This is a genomic window from Aeromonas aquatica, from assembly GCF_000764655.1.
Classification (GTDB): domain Bacteria; phylum Pseudomonadota; class Gammaproteobacteria; order Enterobacterales; family Aeromonadaceae; genus Aeromonas; species Aeromonas aquatica.
Genome location: NZ_JRGL01000115.1, coordinates 34,745 through 53,218 on the forward strand (window position 1 = coordinate 34,745; position 18,474 = coordinate 53,218).

Sequence of the window (18,474 nt, forward strand, 5' to 3'; positions counted from 1 at the left end):
TGTTGGAATTTTATATCGTAAAGTGGTCGATACATGGTGTGATAGCTATGAGCGATGGCTAGCTGTCAGCCGGGTCGACGGGGGAAGGGCAGTATCTGCTGGTGGTCATCGGCGGGGCTGATGTCTCTGAGGCCGCATCTGCTGACGGTAATCCGCAGGCGTGAGACCGAAGGCTTGGCGAAAGCCGTGGTGGAAGTGACTCTGATCGAAGAAGCCGACCGCGAGGGCCACCTCGCTCACCGGCAGGCCGCTGCCGAGCAGGCGCTTGCCCTGCTCGAGGCGCAGCCGCTTGAGCCAGGCGTAGGGGGTCATGCCGGTCTTCTTCTTGAACTGGCGCAGGAAGGCGAAGCGATCCAGCCCGAACTGGGCGGCGAGATCCTCCAGGCTGTGACGCTGATCCAGCTGGCCGAGCAGATGGTCCCGCAGGTAACGCAGCTGGGGATCCGCCAGGCCATGGCGCTCGGGGGCCAGCCCGAAGAGTTCGCCGAGCAGGCCGAGCAACTGGCTCTCCGCCAGCAGGCCGTCCGGCTCCGGGCCATCCAGATACATGTGCAGGTGGGCGAAGCCCTGATAGAGATCGGGTCTGGTCTGCAGACCCTGGTCGAAGAAGGGCTCGGGGTTGTCCGGCAACCAGCGCGCCAACTGCTCCGGCGCGATGGCGAACACCCGCACCTCGTAGCCTTCCGGCAGCAGGCTGAGGCCGTCGTGCATCTCGTCCGGGTTGACGGTGGAGAGCTCGCCGCGCACCAGGTTGTGGCTGCTGCCCTTGTGGATGAACTTCTGGCCACCCTGCTGCACCAGACCTATGTGGTAGTCCAGGTGCACGTGGCGGCCATAGCTGAACTCCCTGTGATGGGAGTGGGAGAGTTCAACCCCCGGCAGCAGCCGGGGTTGCCAGTAATGGATGCGGGATGGGGGGGCGCTCATGGCCTATAGATACCCCAAATTCCGGTTCCTGGCTTGTAGATTATTGCGCCGCCTCAGGCCGCACCCTGGCGTCGTTTACCGCTGCGCAGCCCGTCCAGGGTGAACAGCACCAGGGCACTCCAGATGCAGCCGAATGTGATCATCTTGTCCAGCGCCAGCGCCTCGCCGTACAGGGTCACCGCCAGGATGAACATCAGGCTGGGGCCTATGTACTGGAAGAAGCCCAGGGTGGAGAGCTTGAGACGGGTGGCGGCTGCGGTGAAGCAGAGCAGAGGCGCCGTGGTGACGGCCCCGGCGGCGATCAGCAGCAGGTTGAGGTGCCAGTCATTTTGCGTCAGATGGCTGGTGGGACTGTCGGCGAAGCCCCACAGATAGATGGCCGCCGGCGGCAGCATGATCAGGGTTTCGATCAGCAGGCCGGTGAGGGCATCGAGGGCCAGCTTCTTGCGGATGAGGCCATAGATGGCGAAGCTCGACGCCAGCACCAGCGCTATCCAGGGCAGGGAGCCGAAGGCGATGAGCTGGACGGCGACGCCGACCACCGCCAGTCCCACCGCCCACCACTGCAGACGGCGCAGCTGCTCACTCAGGAACAGCATGCCGAGCAGCACGTTGAACAGCGGGTTGATGTAGTAGCCGAGGCTGGCATCCAGCATGTGGCCGTTGTTGATGGCCCAGATGAAAAGCAGCCAGTTGCCGCCGACGGTGACCGAGGTGAAGGCCAGGGTGAGCAGCACCTTGGGCTGGCGCAGGACCGCCTGCACCTTGTGCCACTGGCGGGCGAGCAGGGTCATCACCATCAGCAGGGCGCAGGACCAGATCATGCGGTGGGTCAGGATCTCGGCGGCCGGCACGGCGGAGATGGTCTTGAAGTAGATGGGGGCCAGACCCCAAAGGGTATAGGCGCACAGGGCATAGATGACGCCCTGGCGCTGAACTTGTTGTTGCATGCGGAAACCTTCACTGGAGAGCGGATGTTGGAAAACATCGCAAAAAGTCAGTGTAGCGATCCTTTTGGGGGGAAAGAAGTCAATAAATGGGTCGGAGGGGATTTTTACGGCAGGACCGGGTCAGCGACCGCCGCCACGGCGGATCTTCTCCACGTCCATCAGCAGCCACAGCATGAGGGCGATGGCGGAGATCCAGGGGCCCCAGGTCACGTAGGCTTCACCCTGACCCAACATGAAGAACAGCAGCGGCAGACCCACCACCAGAAACAGTACACTCGCCAGGAAGAACAACATTTTTATCTTTATATTTAATGGCTTGTCTATTTGACGATTATATCGATTGAGGCCGGTGATGAAAGGGTAAAAATGAAAAAGGGGGATTTCTCCCCCTAGTCACGCTGATATGGTCATATCTGGCGTTATTCGAGCTGGATCCAGGTACTTTTCAGCTCGGTGTACTTCTCCAGCGCGTGCAGGGACTTGTCACGTCCGTTGCCGGACTGCTTGAAGCCGCCGAACGGCATCGTCATGTCACCGCCGTCCCAGTTGTTGACGAACACGGTGCCGGCACGCAGGGCGCGGGAGCCCTTGACTGCCTTGTTCAAGTCCGCGGTCCAGATGGCGGCCGCCAGGCCGTAGTCGGTGTCGTTACCGAGGGCGATGGCGTCTTCAAGCGTGTCGAAGCCGGTCACCGCCAGCACGGGGCCGAAGATCTCCTCGCGGAAGATGCGCATCTGCGGCGTCACCTCGTCAAAGATGGTGGGCTCGATATAGAAGCCGCCGCTCTCTGTGTGGGTGCGCTTGCCCCCCAGCAGCAGTCTGGCGCCCTCCTGCTGGCCGATGGCGATGTAGTTCAACACCTGCTCCATCTGGATGCCGTCCACCATGGCGCCGATACGGGTGGCGGGATCCAGCGGGTTGGCGGCGATCCATTCGCGGGCATGGGCCAGCAGCCGCGCCATGAACTGCGGCTTGATGCTGTTTTGCACCAGCAGGCGGGAGGCGGCGGTGCACACCTCGCCCTGGTTGTAGAAGATGGCGCCCACGGCGCTCTTGGCGGCGGCGTCCAGATCCGGCGCATCCGCCAGCACTATGTTGGGGCTCTTGCCGCCGCACTCCATGAAGGCGCGCTTGAGGTTGGATTTGCCGGAGCACTGCACCAGATGCTTGCCGATCTTGGTGGAGCCGGTAAAGGTGATGCAGTCCACGTCCATGTGCATGGCCAGCGCCTCACCGACCGTGTGGCCAAAGCCCGGCAGCACGTTGAAGACGCCGTCGGGGATGCCCGCTTCTTTCGCGATACCGGCGATGCGCAAGGCGGTGAGGGGGGATTTTTCGGACGGCTTGAGGATGACGGAGTTGCCGGTGGCGAGCGCCGGGCCCAGCTTCCAGCAGGCCATCACCAGCGGGAAGTTCCAGGGCACGATGGCGGCGACGACGCCCAGCGCCTCCCGGGTCACCAGCGCCAGGGCGGACTCTTCTACCGGGGCGACCTGATCGTAGATCTTGTCGATGGCCTCGGCGTTCCAGGCGATGCAGTTGGCGGCGGCCGGGGCGTCGTAGCCCATGGCGTCACCGATGGGCTTGCCCATGTCCAGGGATTCCAGCAGGGCCAGCTCCACCTGGTTGAGACGCATCAGCTCGGCGAAGCGCTGCATGATGAGCTTGCGCTGTTTCGGGGCCAGCCCGCTCCAGCGCTTGTCATCGAAGGCGGCGCGGGCAGCTTTCACCGCCAGCTCGGCATCGGCGGCATCGCAGGAGGCGACCTTGGTCAGCAGCTGGCCGTTGGCCGGGTTGATGCAGTCGAAGGTGGCGCCGTTCACGGCGTCCCGGTAGTTGCCGTCGATAAAGGCTTGCGAGGGCAGGGTCAGATGGGAGGCCTTGTGTTGCCACTGGGCCAGGGTCAGGTCACTCATGTTCACTCCTTGAACCGGCAAAGACAGTCTCTGTGTATCAATATGCTAAACATGTCGCCGCTTGTAAATCATATGTGAACAACTTTATTAAACATTCGCCCTCGTCAGCCAGGGGCGGTTGACGAGGGCGTTAGCCAGGATCGGGCCGGTTTCAGTGAGTCTGACTGCCGTTGCCGAGGGTCAGACGTTGGGGGGATATTAGCCAGGATCGGCCCGATTTCAGTGGGTCTGACCGTCGTTGCCGGCGGTCAGACGCTGGCGGGGCGTTAGCCGGGATCGGACAGGCTCCCGTGCGTCCGACCATGGGCGCTGTCGGTTAGAAGCTGGCGGGGGTATTGGCGGAGATCAGCACGCACTCCTGCTCGCCCAGGTTGCGGAAACGGTGCGGGGTGCGGCTGTCGAAGTAGTAACCATCTCCCGGTGCCAGCAGGTGGACCTGCTCGCCGACGGTGACCTCGACCTGGCCCTGGATGACGATGCCGCACTCTTCCCCCTCGTGGCTCAGCATGTCGTCGCCGGTGTCGGCGCCGGGGGGAAGGACCTCCTGCATCATGCCGATGGCGCGGTTGGCACGGCTGTGGCCCACCAACCGGTAGCTGATGGGATGGGTGCCGAGATCCGGCATGTCGTCCGCGCGGAAGATCACCTCGGAATCCATCTCCGTCTCATCGGTGAAGAAGCTGGCGAGCGACATGGGAATGCCTTCCAGCACCTTGCGCAGTGAGGCCACGGAGGGGCTCACCTGATTCTTTTCGATCTGGGAGATAAAGCCGTTGGTCACACCCGAGCGCTTGGCCAGCTCGCGCTGGGAGAGGGCTGCCTTGGTGCGAACCGCCTTGAGGCGGTGACCGATATCCATCGATAGACACTCCTTGACTGTTTACTATTATTAAAATTGTGTTAAATATCTTATACCACCCCGAGGGGGTGACACCAAGCAGGGCGATAAAGAGCCCTTTTTTATGGATTCTAGTGTTTAATTTAATAGGCACTAGCCAAGCGTTACTAAACGCCTTAAGGATGAGGTGACCATGAAACCGATTAGCGACATCAATACCCCTTCCGACATGTCCGCCTTCTGGATGCCCTTCACCGCCAACCAGCAGTTCAAGGCGGCGCCGCGCATCCTGAAGTCGGCAGAGGGGATGTATTATCACTCAGAGGATGGCCGCAAGATACTGGATGGCACCGCCGGACTCTGGTGTTGCAACGCGGGTCATGGTCGGCGCGAGATCGCCGAGGCGGTCTCCCAGCAGATTTCCCATCTCGACTTCGCACCTACGTTCCAGATGGGCCACCCTCTGCCGTTCGAGCTGGCCAACCAACTGGTGGAAATCGCCCCCAAGGGATTTGGCCACGTCTTCTATACCAACTCGGGCTCGGAGGCTGTGGACACGGCACTGAAGATGGCGCTGGCCTGGCAACGGGCACGGGGCCAGGGCACCCGCACCCGCCTCATCGGCCGCGAGCGTGGCTACCACGGGGTCGGCTTCGGCGGCATCTCGGTCGGCGGCATCCCCGGCAACCGCAAGTGGTTCGGCTCTTTGCTCGGCGGGGTGGATCATCTGCCCCACACCCTGAATATCGCCAAAAATGCTTTCACCCGAGGCCTGCCAGCAGAAGACACTACCTTGGCCGACGAACTCGAGAAGATCGTCTTCCTGCACGACGCCAGCAACATAGCGGCCGTCATCGTCGAACCCATCGCCGGCAGCACCGGCGTCATCATGCCGCCCAAGGGTTACCTCAAGCGGCTGCGGGAGATCTGCACCAAACACGGCATCCTGCTGATCTTTGACGAGGTCATCACCGGCTTCGGCCGCCTCGGCGCTCCCTTCGCCGCCCAGGAGTTTGACGTCATGCCCGACATGATCACCTGCGCCAAGGGGCTCACCAACGGGGCCATCCCCATGGGGGCCGTGCTGGTGCGCGATGGCATCTATGACGACATGATGGCCGCGGGCAAGGGTGCCATCGAACTGTTCCACGGTTACACCTACTCCGGCCACCCGGTGGCCGCCGCCGCTGGGCTCGCGACCCTCGAAATCTACCGGAGCGAAAACCTGCTGAGCCGCGCCGCCGATCTGGCGGGCTACTGGGAGGAGGCCGCCCATTCCCTCAAGGGCTGCAAGCATGTGAAAGACGTGCGCAACTACGGCCTGGTGGCGGGCATAGAGCTGGAATCCCTGCCGGATGCGCCGGGCAAGCGCGCCTACGAGGTGTTCGTGCGCTGCTTCGAGAAGGGGGCCCTGATCCGGGTCACCGGCGACATCATCGCCCTGTCGCCACCCCTCATCATAGAGCGCAGCCAGATCGACGATCTCTTCACCCTGCTGCAGGATGTGTTGCAGACGCAGGAGTGACCCTTTCATTGGATTGCAGGGGGCCCGCCGAGCGGGCGCCCTCTTCCCGTGCCTGACGCCAATGGCCGCGCACGGGAGCGACCAGCATTACCCATCACGGAGGATATATGACATACAGGGTTAACAACTTCATCGACGGCCAGCTGCAAGAGAGTCGTGGCGAGCGCTTCGGCGCCATCTTCAATCCGGCCACCGGCCAGCAGCAGGGCTCGGTGGCGCTCAGCACCGCCGCCGAGTGTGCCGAGGCCATCGCCAGCGCGGAGCGCGCCTTCGCGGACTGGTCCCAGACCCCGCCGCTGGTGCGGGCACGGGTGATGTTCCGCTTCAAGGAGCTGATGGAGCAGTACAGGGATGAGCTGGCCAGGCTCATCAGCCGCGAGCACGGCAAGGTGTTCTCCGACGCCCAGGGTGAACTGACCCGGGGGCTGGAGGTGGTGGAGTTTGCCTGCGGCATCCCCCATCTGCTCAAGGGGGAGCACTCCCTCAACGTGGGCCGGGGGGTCGACAGCCACTCCATGATGCAACCCGTCGGGGTCTGCGCCGGCATCACGCCGTTCAACTTCCCGGCCATGGTGCCGCTGTGGATGTTCCCGGTGGCGCTGGCCTGCGGCAATACCTTCATCCTCAAGCCGTCCGAGAAGGATCCGTCACTGGCCCTGCGCATGGCCGAGCTGCTCAAGCAGGCGGGCCTGCCGGACGGGGTGCTGAACGTGGTCAACGGTGACAAGGAAGTGGTGGATGTGCTGCTGACTGATCCGCGGGTCGGCGCTGTCTCCTTCGTCGGCTCCACCCCCATAGCCCAATACATCTATGCCACCGCCTCGGCCCACGGCAAGCGGGTGCAGGCGCTGGGTGGCGCCAAGAACCACATGCTGGTGATGCCGGACGCGGACCTCGATCAGGCGGTCTCCGCCCTGATGGGGGCGGCCTATGGCGCCGCCGGCGAACGCTGCATGGCGATCTCGGTGGCCCTGGTGTCGGCGATGACACCGCCGACGCCCTGGTCGGGAAGCTGGCGCCGCTGGTGGAGAAACTGCGGGTCGGACCCGGTCTGGGCCCTAGCCCGGAGAACGAGATGGGACCGCTCATCAGCCGCGAGCACCTGGCCAAGGTGCGCGGTTACGTGGATCAGGGGGTAGCCGAGGGGGCTGCGTTGGTGGTCGATGGCCGTGGCGTGAGTCATGGGGACGGCTACTTTATCGGCGGCAGCCTGTTCGACAAGGTGGGCCCCGAGATGCGCATCTACCGGGAGGAGATCTTCGGCCCGGTGCTGGCCATCGTCCGGGCACCGGACTATGAAACGGCGCTCAAGCTCATCAACGAACACGAGTACGGCAACGGTACCGCCATCTTTACTTGTGACGGCGACACTGCAAGGGACTTCACCACGCGGGTGCAGGTCGGTATGGTAGGGGTGAACGTACCCATACCAGTGCCCATGGCGTTTCACAGCTTCGGTGGCTGGAAGCGGTCCATCTTCGGGCCGCTCAACATGCACGGGCCGGACGGGGTGCGTTTCTACACCCGGATGAAGACGGTGACCGCCCGTTGGCCCCAGAGCCTGCGCGCCGGCGCCGAGTTCTCCATGCCGACCATGAAATGACAACCATGCAGTAGTTAGCCCAGGCATGGCCCGGCGGAGGGATCCGCCGGAGTGCCCCGCTATCCCTGTGAAGGAGTGACAGATGCGACTGGGAATTCTCGATTGTGACCGGCTGGATCCCGATTTGGTGGGAAGTTTTGGCCCCGTTTACTCCGAGATGTTTATCAAGGGCTTCCGGGCGCTGGCGCCGGCGCTCGAATACCGGGTCTGGTCGGCGCTCGATGGAGAGTTGCCGAGCGACTTGAACGAGTGCGATGCCTGGCTCATCACAGGATCGCGCCACGATGCCTACAGCGATCTGCCCTGGATCCTGGCGCTGCGGGACTGGATCCGCCAGGCCCACGACGCCAACGTCAAGCTGGCCGGGGTCTGTTTCGGCCATCAGGTGATCGCCCAGGCGCTGGGGGGGGAGGTGATGAAGTCCACCAAGGGCTGGGGGCTCGGCGTCTCGGTGCACCCCATGCAGGCGGCGAAACCCTGGATGCAGCCGGAGCTGGAGACCATCCGGATCCTGGCCAGTCACCAGGATCAGGTGGAGCAGCTGCCGCCGGGGGCGACCCTGCTGGCGGGCAACGATTTCTGCCCCAACTTCATGTTCCTGCAGGGGGATCACATAGTGGCCATCCAGGGTCATCCGGAATTTTCGGTGGAGTACAACCGGGCGTTGATCGAGCGACGCCGGGACAGGCTGCCCGACGAGCATTACCAGAGCAGCCTCTCCTCCCTGGAGGGGGAGGTGGACTCGGCCACCATGATGCAGTGGTTGTTGCAGTTCCTCGGCATACTGCCGGTCGGGCCCGCATTGCGCTGAACCCCGTTTGTCATATCACCGCGGCAGATGCTAGATTTTGTAGCAAAATGAAGGATCAAGCGGTGATATGCCAAGTTCGGATGATACACTGGCCGCCATTTGTGGCGGCCTTGTCCATCTGATGACAGCCGCGCCAGCCAGTGAGGATGCAACCTTGAAACTACAGCAGTTGAAGTATCTGATCGCGGTGCGGGACCACAATCTCAACGTGTCCGTCGCCTCCGATGCGCTCTACACCAGCCAGCCTGGGGTGAGCAAGCAGATCGGCTTGCTGGAGAGCGAGCTGGGGGTGCGTATCTTCGAGCGGCGTGGCAAGCACCTGCATCGCATCACCCCGGTGGGGGAAGAGATCATCAGGTGCGCCGAGGCCATGCTCAACATCGAGGGCAAGATCAAGGCCATCTCTCGCGAGTATCTGGATCCGACCGTGGGCACGCTCAACATCCATACCACTCACACCATAGCGCGCTACCTGTTGCCCAAAAGCGTCACCTATTTCACCAAGAAGTACCCCAAGATCTCGTTCCACCTGCATCCCGTGATGTCGGCGACCAAGGAGCAGATCAGCAAGGGGTATTCGGATTTCTCCATCGTGGCCCACGAGATCGGTTTCGACAAGGAGCTGATCGCGCTGCCCGCCTACCTCTGGACCCTGTCCCTGGTGGTGCCGCAGGATCACCCCCTGGCCAAGGTGAAGAAGCCGAGCCTGGAGCAGCTCTGCCAGTATCCCATCCTCAGCTACGAGAGTGGCGCCACCGGGCGTCAGGTACAGGATCGGGTGTTCCAGGCGGCCGGCCTCAGCCCGAACTACTACATGACGGTGATGGATGCCGGCGTCATCAAGCGCTACGTGGAGCTGGGTTTTGGCATTGGCATCATCTCGTCCCTGGTGGCCAACGACCATGATGCCCCCGGCTTGGTGGCCATCAATCTGGAATACCTGTTCGAGCCTTGCCCCGCCCAGCTCTGCTTCAGCAAGAGCATCTTGTTACAGAACTACATGTATGACTTCATCAGCTCCTTCTCCCCCCATCTCACCAAGGAGATGATCCAGAATGTGATGCAGCAGCCGACCCAGGCGCGCATCGAGGAGCTGCTGGCCGGGGTGGAACTGCCTGTCTATTGACTCCTCTCCCGTCATTCCCCTGATGACACCGCTATCTTGGGCCCCGCCGGGCCCTTCCCGTTTAGGAGGTTCCCATGTCCCGCATCCTGCTGCTTGCCAATCTCAACTGTGATCACGTGCTCTCCCTGGCCGAACCGCTGGTGGCGGGGGCACGGCTGCAGTATGTGGATCAGGGGCGCAGGCTCGGGGGCGGCGCCGCCAACAGCGGCATCGGTCTGGTGTGGGCGGGACACGAGGTGCGCATCGCCTCGCGGGTCGGGCTGGACGAGACCGGCGACTGGCTGCTGGAGCAGGCGGCTGGCCACGGCCTGAACTGTGCCCATGTGGAGCGCTTCGGTGGCGAGACCGGCGAGCTGCTGATCCTGGTGGACTCCACCGGCGAGCGCACCATACTGCGGCGCCCGCGCCGTCCCGATCTGCCCGGCGACCTGCCGACGGAAGGGGTGGATTGCCTCTACGTCAACTACCCCGGCACCGCCATCATCGGCTACATGCGTCAGATGCTCGGCAAGAGCTTCGTGGTGGCCCAGTACCCCAAGGGCGGTCAGGCCCGTCGCCCCTGCCACGTGCTGGTGGCCTCCCGCTCGGATCTCGCCGAGGTGAGCGATCCCTGGCTGCACGCCCGCCAGTTGGCGGGGGATCAGCTGGAGTGGCTGGTACTGACCGAGGGCAAGGCGGGGGCCGTGGCCATCCACGGCGAGGAGCAGATCCGGGTGGCCGCGAGACCCGTGTCCGTGGTGGATACCACGGGGGCGGGGGATGCCTTCGCCGGCGGCCTCATCCACGGCCTGGCGTGTGGTATGGCGATAGGGGATGCCCTGCAGTGCGCGGTGGACTGGGGCGCCTTCGCGGTGGCCTCCGAGAGCTCCATCCCCTCCCAGGCGCTGAGAAACTGGTTGAAGCAGCCTCACTGAGAACCTGTTCACGATCTAACTGCGAGACCGTGATCAAGGCTCATGTGCTGCTCGGAATCCTCATTTATGCCTATAAACTCCGGTTCCTGTGCTGCTCTTCACCTTGCTGACAGCCTCTCGTGACAGATCGTGAACAGGTTCTGAGGCGCCTCGACCAGTCCCTCTTTACCCGGTTCGGGCCAGACTGGCTGGCGGTAGTTCGCCGCCAGAAATGGCCCAAACCTCCCCTCGAGCCGGCAAGTTTGCGATCAATCAAAGAAAGTGTCGATTTATGTACATCTTCGTCGACACCCGTCCGGGCTGCTCTTAACCTTGTCACTCCACGACTCGGCTGAAGAAGCGGATCCTGTGCCGGCGCACCTGTCATCTCACCTCTTGGCCACCGGTTGTCGTCCTGATTTCTGGCTTGTAGTAAGAGGCAAGTGCGACCATGCAACTGACACGATTTACCGACTACGCCCTGCGTACCCTGACGTTTCTGGCGATCCAGCCAGGTGATCGCCTGTCGACCATCACAGAGGTGGCCGACACCTTCGCCATCTCCCGCAACCACGTGGTCAAGATAGTGCATCAGCTCGGCATCAAGGGTTACATCGAGACGGTACGTGGCAAGCATGGCGGCATCCGCCTCGGCCGTTCAGCCGTCTCCATCAACCTGCGGGACGTGGTGATGGACATGGAGAACGTGCTCTGCCCGGTGGACTGCAAGCGCGAGAACTGCCGCCTGTCCGGTGGCTGCCGCATTCAGGGCATTCTGCGCCGCGCCATGAACGCCTTCCTCGAGGTGCTGGGGGAATACACACTGGCGGATGCGGTGCGAGATCCGACCCGACTCTGCCACCTGCTTGGCATAGAGCAGGATAATATTCTGGTGATGTCCTGAGGGACGGCCAGATCATCAGGGGCCTGCGGGCCCCTTTGTGTTTTCCGGGAGGGGTGATGCCCTTGCCGGGAGCAGGGGTCGAGACGCGGGATCTCAGTGCTGGGGGATCAGGGTGATGGCGCCGTGCAGGCAGGCGAGGCCGCAGGCGCCGCAGCCATCGCAGGCCGCCATGTTGATGCTCACCCCGTCGCTGCTGGCCTTGATCGCCTGCTGGGGACAGGCGTCCTCGCACAACAGGCAGTAGAAACCCTGGCGGGACTGGCAGCTCGCCTCGATCCTGACCCGGGTCTGTACCTGGCGACCGAGGCGCAGATCCAGCGCCCCCGTGGGGCAGGCTCTGGCGCAGCTGCCGCAGTAGCTGCACTGGCCACAGGCGAGATCCAATACCGGGGTGCCGGCGATGGGGGTGTCGTCGTATTCTGGCTGATCGGCTGGTTTGAGCAGGCCGTTGGGGCAGGCCTTGAAGCAGTCACCGCAGCGGCTGCACAAGGAGAGGAATTGGGATTCCTCGATGGCCCAGGGTGGGCGTGCCTCATGACAAACCACGGCCGGTTGGCCGGGCTCTCCCAGTGCGTTCATCAACCAGCGACAGAAAAAATGCGTCATGCCTACCCCGAGTACCTAATAGGGGTTAATTTTAGCCAGTTTTACGTCGGCAAGCCAGAGAATAGCGTGGCGCAGGATCGCAAGCCGGGTTGCCCTTGTGTAAGCTAGGCAGGTCTTTTTGCGTGGCTGAACATACACATGTGGTTATTTCTCTGGCGTGCCTCCCTGCTCTACGTCTTCCCGCTGCTGATGTGGGCCTACTGCGACATCAAGGATATCGAGTTTGCCGAGCTCGACACCGGGGTCAACAGCCACAAGTGGGTGGTGCTGGCCGCCTACCTTCTCTATGTCCTGCTCTGGCTGCTGCTCAACCGCTATCTCGAACTCTTCCTGCGTCAGCGGGGCCGTCGATGATCGGGTTGTCTGCTCTGGCCAATGTCCAGCCACGACCGCTGCTTGGCCGTTATATCGGACCCTTCCTGCGCCAACGGGGCCGTCGATGATCGGGTTGTCTGCTCTGGCCAATGTCCAGCCACGACCGCTGCTTGGCCGTTATGTCGAACTCTTCCTGCGCCAGCGGAGTCGCCGATGATCGCGATGAGCGCCTGGCTGCCAGCGTTGCTGGCGGGGCTGCTTGCCCTGGGACTTGGCTGGCTGGTGGGGCGCCGTGGCGCCCGTGAAGAGACCCTGCTCACCGAGGAGCGTTATCAGGCGCTGCAGGACCGATTCGACGAGCTGCAGGACGAGAAGATGCTGGGCCAACAGAAGCTGGAGCAGCAGCAGGCCCTGCTGCTCAAGCTCACCGCCCGCCTCAAGGATGCCGAAGCCACCCTGCGCAGCGAGCGCCTCGCCAGCGCCGAGAAGCTGCAACTGCAGCAGCAGTCCGAGGCTCGCCTCAGCCTGCAGTTCGAAAACCTCGCCAACCGTATCTTCGAGCAAAACGCCGGTAACTTCCGCGACTTGAACCAGAACAGCCTGGATCTGTTATTGACCCCGCTCAAGGAGCAGCTGGAGGGTTTCCGCCGCCAGGTGGGGGAGACCCACGCCCAGGAGACGGCCCAGCGCCACAGCCTGAAGTTCGAGCTGGAGCGCCTCGCCGAGCTCAATGCCCGCATGACCGAGGAGGCGGCGGCGCTCACCCGCGCCCTCAAGGGCGACAGCAAACAGCAGGGCAACTGGGGGGAGGTGGTGCTGGCCCGGATCCTCTCCGAGTGCGGCCTGCGGGAGGGCCACGAGTACCACACCCAGGTCAACATCGAGGTGGAGAAGAACAAGCGCTACCAGCCGGACGTGATCGTCCACCTGCCCCAGGAAAAGGACATCATCATCGATGCCAAGGTGTCCCTGACCGCGTACGAGCGCTGGTACAACAGCGACGACGCGCTGGAGAAGGCTGTGGCGCTCAAGGAGCACGTTGCCTCGGTGCGTAACCACATCCGCGAGCTGGGCCGCAAGGATTACCAGCAACTGCCCGGGGTGCGCACCCTGGACTATGTGCTGATGTTCGTGGCGGTGGAGCCGGCCTTCCTGACCGCGCTGGAAGCGGACCCCTCCCTGGTGCGCTACGGGCTGGATCACAACATCCTGCTGGTCAGCCCCACCAACCTGATGGTGGCGCTGCGCACCATAGAAAACCTGTGGCGCTACGAGCGCCAGAACCAGAACTCACGTCAGATCGCCGAGCGGGCCGGGCGGCTGTACGAGAAGCTGCGGCTGTTCGTGGAGGAGATGCAGCAGATGGGGGGCAGCCTGCACAAGGCGCAGGAGAGCTACGACAAGGCGATGGGTCGGCTGGTCAATGGCCGTGGCAACCTGATCGCCCAGGCCGAGCGTTTCCGCGAGCTGGGGGTGGAGGTGACCAAGCCGCTGCCGGAGCCCCTGATCAACCGCGCGCTGGAGCGGGAAGACACCACCGAGTAGCGCCGGATCTTGCAGTTCACTCCATGAAGAAGGGCAGCCCGTGGGCTGCCCTTCTTGTTATCGTCCTGAACGCCATAGTGCGAATATGCTTCGCTATTCGAACCTGCGAATACTATGGGCTCCACAGGTTTGATTAGCCGCAGTGGCTACTGCCGCCAGAAAGAGGGGAAGAAGATCACCGCCACCGTCAAGATCTCGAGCCGGCCCAGCAGCATGCCAAACGACAATATCCACTTGGCCGAGTCAGGCAGGCTGGCGAAGTTGGTGCTGGGACCGATGACAGGTCCCATGCCGGGACCCACGTTCGCCACCGCCGTGATGGAGCCGGAGATGGCGGTCAGGGGATCCAGGCCGATGGCGGCGAGCAGGGCGGCGATAAACAGAATGATGGCGAAGTAGGCCAGCACGAAGGAGATCAGGGAGCGGATGATGGCGTCGTTGACCGGACGGCCGTTGTACTTCTGCGGGAACACGGCGGAGGGATGCATCAGCTGGCGCATCTGCTTCCTGAACAGGGAGAAGGCTACCTGCACCCGAAAGATCTTGAGGCCCCCGGCGGTGGAGCCGGAGCAGGCGCCGAGCGCCAGCAAGATGATGAAGATGATGCTGGTGAGCGGTCCCCAGGTGCCGAAGTCACCGAGGCCGAAGCCGGTGGTGGTGAGCACCGAGACGATGTTGAAGCTGCTGATGCGCAGGGCATCCATGAAGCCGTAGATGTCCCTGACCCAGAGATAGAAGGTGACGATGACGGTGACCCAGACCACCAGCCAGAAGAAGCCCTGCACCTGGGCATCCTTGAGCAGGCTGTTGTCGCGCCGGTTCAGGCTCTGGATGTAGAGCAGGAAGGGCAGGCCGCCGAGGAACATGAAGAGGGTGCCAATCCAGTGCGCCGCGTTGGAGAAGTGGGACATGGACTGATCCGAGGTGGAATACCCCCCGGTACTGAGGGTCGTCATGGAGTGGTTGACCGCCTCGAACAGCGTCATGCCGCTCACCCAGTAGGCGAGGAAGCAGAGCATGGAGAGCACCAGGTAGACCACCACTATGTTGTTGGCCACCGTCTTGGCGCGCGGCGCGCTCTTGTCGGACCAATCCGAGCTCTCGGTCTGGAACAGCTTCATGCCGCCGACGTTGAGGTAGGGCAGCACGGCCACCGCCATCACGATGAAGCCAACGCCCCCCAACCACTGCAGGATGGAGCGCCACAGCAGGATGCTGTGGGCCATGCCGTCCAGCCCGGACAGCACGGTGGAACCCGTGGTGGTGACCCCTGACATGGTCTCGAAGTAGGCGTCGGTGAAGTCGATGTGGTTGATGAAGAAGAACGGCAGGGCGCCGAAGATGCAAGCCACCACCCAGACCGAGGTGGTGAGCAGGAACATCTCCCGCACCCCGAGGTGAAATTCCGCTTTGCGCCCGTAGTGCAGGCAGAGCAGGGCGGCGCCGTGAGTGATCAGCACGGACTTGAGAAATTCGACGAAGCCCTCGGAACCGGTGAGCAGCGCCAGCAGGGTGGGCAGCCACATGAACAGGGCCAGCTTGGAGAGCACCAGCCCGAGGGTGAAGACGATGGGACGCAGCTTGATCATGCAAGATAACCGGGTCGTTGATTGAAAAAAGACCCGGACCTTCCCTCTGGGAAATGTCCGGGTCTGGATGTCGCAGCCTGTTGCATGGAGGGCTTACAGGAAGAAAGGACTGGGCTGGAACAGGCGTTCCACTTCCGGGATGTACTTCTTGTCCACCAGGAACATCACCACGTGGTCATCCTGCTGGATCTGGGTGCGATCGTGGGCGATCAGCACCTCGTCGCCGCGCACCACGGCGCCGATTGTGGTGCCCGGTGGCAGCTTGAGCTCGCCCACCGTCTTGCCCACCACCTTGGAGGTGTTCTCGTCACCGTGGGCGATGGCCTCGATGGCCTCCGCCGCACCGCGGCGCAGGCTGTAGACGTTGGCGATATCCGCCCGGCGCACGTGGGTCAGCAGGGCCGAGATGGTGGCCTGCTGGGGCGAGATGGCGATGTCGATGGAGCCGCCCTGCACCAGATCCACGTAGGCGCCGCGCTGGATCAGCACCATGGTCTTCTTGGCGCCCATCTTCTTGGCGAGCAGGGCCGACATGATGTTGGCCTCGTCCTCGTTGGTCACCGCGATGAAGACGTCGATCTGATCGATGTGCTCCTCCGCCAGCAGCTCCTGATCCGCCGCGTCGCCGCAGAAGACGATGGTGTTCTCCAGCAGCTCGGACAACTGCTCCGCGCGTTTCTGGTTGCGCTCGATGAGCTTGACGCTGTAGCGCTTCTCCAGCTGGCGGGCGAGGCCGGCACCTATGTTGCCGCCCCCGACGATCATGATGCGGCGATAGGGGCTCTCGAGCCGTTGCAGCTCCGACATCACGGCGCGGATGTGGCCGGCGGCGGCGACGAAGAACACCTCGTCATCCGCCTCTATGATGGTGGTGCCTTGCGGGCGGATGGAGCGGCCCTGACGGAAGATGGCGGCGACCCGGGTCTCGATGTTCGGCATGTGATCCCGCAGGGTGGAGAGCGCATTGCCCACCAGGGGGCCGCCGTAGTAGGCCTTGACCGCCACCAGACCCACCTTGCCGCCTGCAAAATCAACCACCTGCAGCGCGCCCGGATACTCGATGAGGCGACGCACATAGTCGGTCACCAGCTGCTCGGGGGCGATCAGGTGATCCACTGGCACGGATTCCGGCAGGAACAGCCGATCCCGCTCCACCAGATAGGCGGGGGAGCGGATCCGCGCCACCTTGTTCGGGGTGTTGAACAGGGAGTAGGCCACCTGGCAGGCGATCATGTTGGTCTCGTCGCTGTTGGTGACCGCGACCAGCATGTCCGCATCCTGGGCACCGGCTTCCCGCAGCACCCTGGGGTGGGCGCCGTGGCCGTTCACCACCCGCAAATCGAACTTGTCCTGCAATTCCCGCAGACGGTCGCTGTCGGTGTCGACTATGGTGATGTCGTTGTTCTCACCGGCGAGGTTCTCCGCCAGGGTGCCGCCGACCTGGCCCGCGCCAAGAATGATGATTTTCATAGGGAAATCTTGCTCAAGGTTGCTTCATTACGGGAGGGGACAGCCGGTGTGACGCCCAGAGTGATGATCTTCATCGGGAAACCTTGCTCAACATGGTTGCTTCGAAACGAGGGCGCCCAATCCGACGCCCTGACCCATCATCTGCAGCTTACTGCTTGATCAGCTTGGCGTAGTAGAAACCGTCCATCTCCGCCTCGCCTGGCAGGAACTGGCGACCCGGGCAGTCCGGATTGTCCTGCGCGTGCAGGGGCACCAGGCGGGCATTCGGGGTCGCGGCCAGGAAGGCGCGGATCTGGTCGCGGTTCTCTTCCGGCAGCACGGAGCAGGTGGCGTAGAGCAGGGTGCCACCGCTCTTCAGCTTGGCCCAGAGGGCATTGAGGATGCGGCGCTGCAGTTCGGCCAGCTCGCGGATGTCCTGATCCCGGCGCAACCACTTGATGTCGGGGTGACGGCGGATGACGCCGGTGGCGGAGCAGGGGGCATCGAGCAGGATGCGATCGAACTGACCCTGTGGCCACCATTGGTCCGGCGTGCTGGCATCGCCATGGATCACCCGGGCCTGGAGGCCGATGCGATCCAGGTTCTCCTGCACCCGCTTGAGGCGGTTCTCGTCCGCATCGACCGCGATGACGCCGGCGAGGGCAGGTTGCAATTCCAACAGGTGAGCCGTCTTGCCACCGGGGGCAGCGCAGGCGTCCAGCACCCATTCGCCCGGTTGGGGGTCGAGCAGGCGGGCGGCCTGCTGGGCGGCACCATCCTGTACAGAGCAGTCGCCCTGCTCGAAGCCGGGCAGCTTGGTCACGTCGCAGGGGCGTTCCAGCAGGATGCAGTCGTCCCCTTCCTCGCCGGCCACCGCGTTGATGCCGGCTTCGGCCATGCGGGCCAGCATCTGCTCGCGGCTCTGGCGCTGACTGTTGTTGCGGATCCACATGGGGGGGCGCTGATTGTTGGCCTCCATGATGAACTCCCAGTCTTCGGGATAGGCCTGGCGTAGGCGCTTGGTGATCCATTCTGGGTGGCCGAGGCGGATGCTGGGGACACGGTCGATGCGCAGCAGTATGACTTCGGCACTGCGCTGGAAGTTGCGCAGCACGCCGTTGATGAGACCACGCAGGGAGGTGCCCTTGAGCAGCTTGACGGCGTTGACGGTCTCGGCCACGGCGGCATGAGCCGGAATGCGGGTGTAGATGAGCTGGTAGAGGCCGACTAGGATCAGGTAGTGGAAGATGCGGCTCTTGTTCTTGAGCGGCTTGTCCATCATCTCGCTCACCGCCGCATCGAGGCGGGGCAGCCAGCGCAGGGTGCCGTAGCAGAGTTCTTGCAGGAGGGCGCGATCGCGAGGGGCGACCTTCTCCTGGGCAGCAGGCAGAACAGCGGAGAGGGATTGGCCCTGATCCAACACCTGTTGAATAACGAGAGCGGCCTGTGCACGTGTTTTCATATGGTTACCTTAGAT

16 protein-coding genes and 1 pseudogene are annotated in these 18,474 nt (G+C 63.2%); 8 read left to right on the plus strand and 9 right to left on the minus strand.

Translation table 11 applies throughout. From position 1 onward, the window contains the following. Positions 1 to 105 precede the first annotated feature (105 nt). The 5 genes from LG30_RS0114340 to LG30_RS0114355 form a co-directional block, all read right to left on the minus strand. Positions 106 to 927 (minus strand): AraC family transcriptional regulator, encoded by an 822-nt coding sequence (locus LG30_RS0114340; protein ID WP_033131375.1) that lies wholly within the window; start codon positions 925 to 927, stop codon positions 106 to 108. 53 nt (positions 928 to 980) lie between these two features. Then, positions 981 to 1,877, minus strand: coding sequence for an EamA family transporter RarD (rarD, locus tag LG30_RS0114345; protein WP_033131376.1), 897 nt, complete (start codon positions 1,875 to 1,877; stop codon positions 981 to 983). Between the two features lie 120 nt (positions 1,878 to 1,997). Next, on the minus strand, positions 1,998 to 2,171 hold the full coding sequence (locus LG30_RS22550) for a hypothetical protein (RefSeq protein ID WP_193354274.1): 174 nt from the start codon (positions 2,169 to 2,171) through the stop codon (positions 1,998 to 2,000). 125 nt (positions 2,172 to 2,296) lie between these two features. Continuing rightward, positions 2,297 to 3,793, minus strand: coding sequence for an aldehyde dehydrogenase (locus LG30_RS0114350; protein WP_033131377.1), 1,497 nt, complete (start codon positions 3,791 to 3,793; stop codon positions 2,297 to 2,299). Positions 3,794 to 4,109: 316 nt separating this feature from the next. Then, complete coding sequence (locus LG30_RS0114355; RefSeq protein WP_033131378.1) at positions 4,110 to 4,652, minus strand: cupin domain-containing protein; 543 nt, start codon at positions 4,650 to 4,652, stop codon at positions 4,110 to 4,112. Between the two features lie 172 nt (positions 4,653 to 4,824). On the opposite strand from LG30_RS0114355, the gene aptA reads away from it, so the two are divergent. The 6 genes and pseudogenes from aptA (at position 4,825) to LG30_RS0114385 (ending at position 11,493) form a co-directional block, all read left to right on the plus strand. Beyond that, complete coding sequence (gene aptA / locus LG30_RS0114360) at positions 4,825 to 6,156, plus strand: omega-aminotransferase AptA (RefSeq protein WP_033131379.1); 1,332 nt, start codon at positions 4,825 to 4,827, stop codon at positions 6,154 to 6,156. A gap of 107 nt (positions 6,157 to 6,263) precedes the next feature. Continuing rightward, positions 6,264 to 7,759 (plus strand): annotated as a pseudogene (locus tag LG30_RS21015) (CoA-acylating methylmalonate-semialdehyde dehydrogenase). An 82-nt stretch (positions 7,760 to 7,841) separates the two neighbouring features. After that, on the plus strand, positions 7,842 to 8,570 hold the full coding sequence (locus LG30_RS0114370) for a glutamine amidotransferase-related protein (protein ID WP_033131380.1): 729 nt from the start codon (positions 7,842 to 7,844) through the stop codon (positions 8,568 to 8,570). Positions 8,571 to 8,724: 154 nt separating this feature from the next. Beyond that, entirely contained in the window at positions 8,725 to 9,696 is a 972-nt protein-coding gene (locus LG30_RS0114375) for a LysR substrate-binding domain-containing protein (protein ID WP_033131381.1), read from the plus strand. 74 nt (positions 9,697 to 9,770) lie between these two features. Continuing rightward, positions 9,771 to 10,610, plus strand: coding sequence for a PfkB family carbohydrate kinase (locus tag LG30_RS0114380; protein ID WP_033131382.1), 840 nt, complete (start codon positions 9,771 to 9,773; stop codon positions 10,608 to 10,610). 430 nt (positions 10,611 to 11,040) lie between these two features. Beyond that, positions 11,041 to 11,493 carry an Rrf2 family transcriptional regulator gene (locus LG30_RS0114385; RefSeq protein WP_033131383.1) on the plus strand — a complete coding sequence of 151 codons (453 nt, stop codon included), beginning with the start codon at positions 11,041 to 11,043 and terminating at the stop codon, positions 11,491 to 11,493. A 93-nt stretch (positions 11,494 to 11,586) separates the two neighbouring features. Here the strand turns inward: LG30_RS0114385 and LG30_RS0114390 are convergent, their stop codons facing one another. Beyond that, entirely contained in the window at positions 11,587 to 12,099 is a 513-nt protein-coding gene (locus LG30_RS0114390; protein ID WP_033131384.1) for a ferredoxin-type protein NapF, read from the minus strand. 138 nt (positions 12,100 to 12,237) lie between these two features. Between LG30_RS0114390 and LG30_RS0114395 the strand changes: the two genes are divergently transcribed. Both LG30_RS0114395 and rmuC read left to right on the plus strand, forming a co-directional pair. After that, positions 12,238 to 12,453, plus strand: coding sequence for a hypothetical protein (locus LG30_RS0114395; RefSeq protein ID WP_033131385.1), 216 nt, complete (start codon positions 12,238 to 12,240; stop codon positions 12,451 to 12,453). A 174-nt stretch (positions 12,454 to 12,627) separates the two neighbouring features. Beyond that, on the plus strand, positions 12,628 to 13,959 hold the full coding sequence (gene rmuC / locus LG30_RS0114400) for a DNA recombination protein RmuC (protein WP_052101094.1): 1,332 nt from the start codon (positions 12,628 to 12,630) through the stop codon (positions 13,957 to 13,959). 146 nt (positions 13,960 to 14,105) lie between these two features. Here rmuC and LG30_RS0114405 read toward each other — a convergent pair whose 3' ends face one another. From LG30_RS0114405 to rsmB, 3 genes are all read right to left on the minus strand, one after another. Further along, positions 14,106 to 15,548, minus strand: coding sequence for a TrkH family potassium uptake protein (locus tag LG30_RS0114405; RefSeq protein ID WP_033131386.1), 1,443 nt, complete (start codon positions 15,546 to 15,548; stop codon positions 14,106 to 14,108). A gap of 93 nt (positions 15,549 to 15,641) precedes the next feature. Continuing rightward, complete coding sequence (gene trkA / locus LG30_RS0114410) at positions 15,642 to 17,018, minus strand: Trk system potassium transporter TrkA (RefSeq protein WP_033131387.1); 1,377 nt, start codon at positions 17,016 to 17,018, stop codon at positions 15,642 to 15,644. Positions 17,019 to 17,166: 148 nt separating this feature from the next. Beyond that, entirely contained in the window at positions 17,167 to 18,459 is a 1,293-nt protein-coding gene (gene rsmB, locus LG30_RS0114415; protein ID WP_033131388.1) for a 16S rRNA (cytosine(967)-C(5))-methyltransferase RsmB, read from the minus strand. Positions 18,460 to 18,474 lie beyond the last annotated feature (15 nt).

What these genes read in the sequence shown, in the direction of transcription:
- LG30_RS0114340 (WP_033131375.1), bottom strand. Translation starts at nt 927, where the DNA reads ATGAGCGCCCCCCCATCCCGCATCCATTACTGGCAACCCCGGCTGCTG.
- rarD (WP_033131376.1), bottom strand. Translation starts at nt 1,877, where the DNA reads ATGCAACAACAAGTTCAGCGCCAGGGCGTCATCTATGCCCTGTGCGCC.
- LG30_RS22550 (WP_193354274.1), bottom strand. Translation starts at nt 2,171, where the DNA reads ATGTTGTTCTTCCTGGCGAGTGTACTGTTTCTGGTGGTGGGTCTGCCG.
- LG30_RS0114350 (WP_033131377.1), bottom strand. Translation starts at nt 3,793, where the DNA reads ATGAGTGACCTGACCCTGGCCCAGTGGCAACACAAGGCCTCCCATCTG.
- LG30_RS0114355 (WP_033131378.1), bottom strand. Translation starts at nt 4,652, where the DNA reads ATGGATATCGGTCACCGCCTCAAGGCGGTTCGCACCAAGGCAGCCCTC.
- aptA (WP_033131379.1), top strand. Translation starts at nt 4,825, where the DNA reads ATGAAACCGATTAGCGACATCAATACCCCTTCCGACATGTCCGCCTTC.
- LG30_RS0114370 (WP_033131380.1), top strand. Translation starts at nt 7,842, where the DNA reads ATGCGACTGGGAATTCTCGATTGTGACCGGCTGGATCCCGATTTGGTG.
- LG30_RS0114380 (WP_033131382.1), top strand. Translation starts at nt 9,771, where the DNA reads ATGTCCCGCATCCTGCTGCTTGCCAATCTCAACTGTGATCACGTGCTC.
- LG30_RS0114385 (WP_033131383.1), top strand. Translation starts at nt 11,041, where the DNA reads ATGCAACTGACACGATTTACCGACTACGCCCTGCGTACCCTGACGTTT.
- LG30_RS0114390 (WP_033131384.1), bottom strand. Translation starts at nt 12,099, where the DNA reads ATGACGCATTTTTTCTGTCGCTGGTTGATGAACGCACTGGGAGAGCCC.
- LG30_RS0114395 (WP_033131385.1), top strand. Translation starts at nt 12,238, where the DNA reads ATGTGGTTATTTCTCTGGCGTGCCTCCCTGCTCTACGTCTTCCCGCTG.
- rmuC (WP_052101094.1), top strand. Translation starts at nt 12,628, where the DNA reads ATGATCGCGATGAGCGCCTGGCTGCCAGCGTTGCTGGCGGGGCTGCTT.
- LG30_RS0114405 (WP_033131386.1), bottom strand. Translation starts at nt 15,548, where the DNA reads ATGATCAAGCTGCGTCCCATCGTCTTCACCCTCGGGCTGGTGCTCTCC.
- trkA (WP_033131387.1), bottom strand. Translation starts at nt 17,018, where the DNA reads ATGAAAATCATCATTCTTGGCGCGGGCCAGGTCGGCGGCACCCTGGCG.
- rsmB (WP_033131388.1), bottom strand. Translation starts at nt 18,459, where the DNA reads ATGAAAACACGTGCACAGGCCGCTCTCGTTATTCAACAGGTGTTGGAT.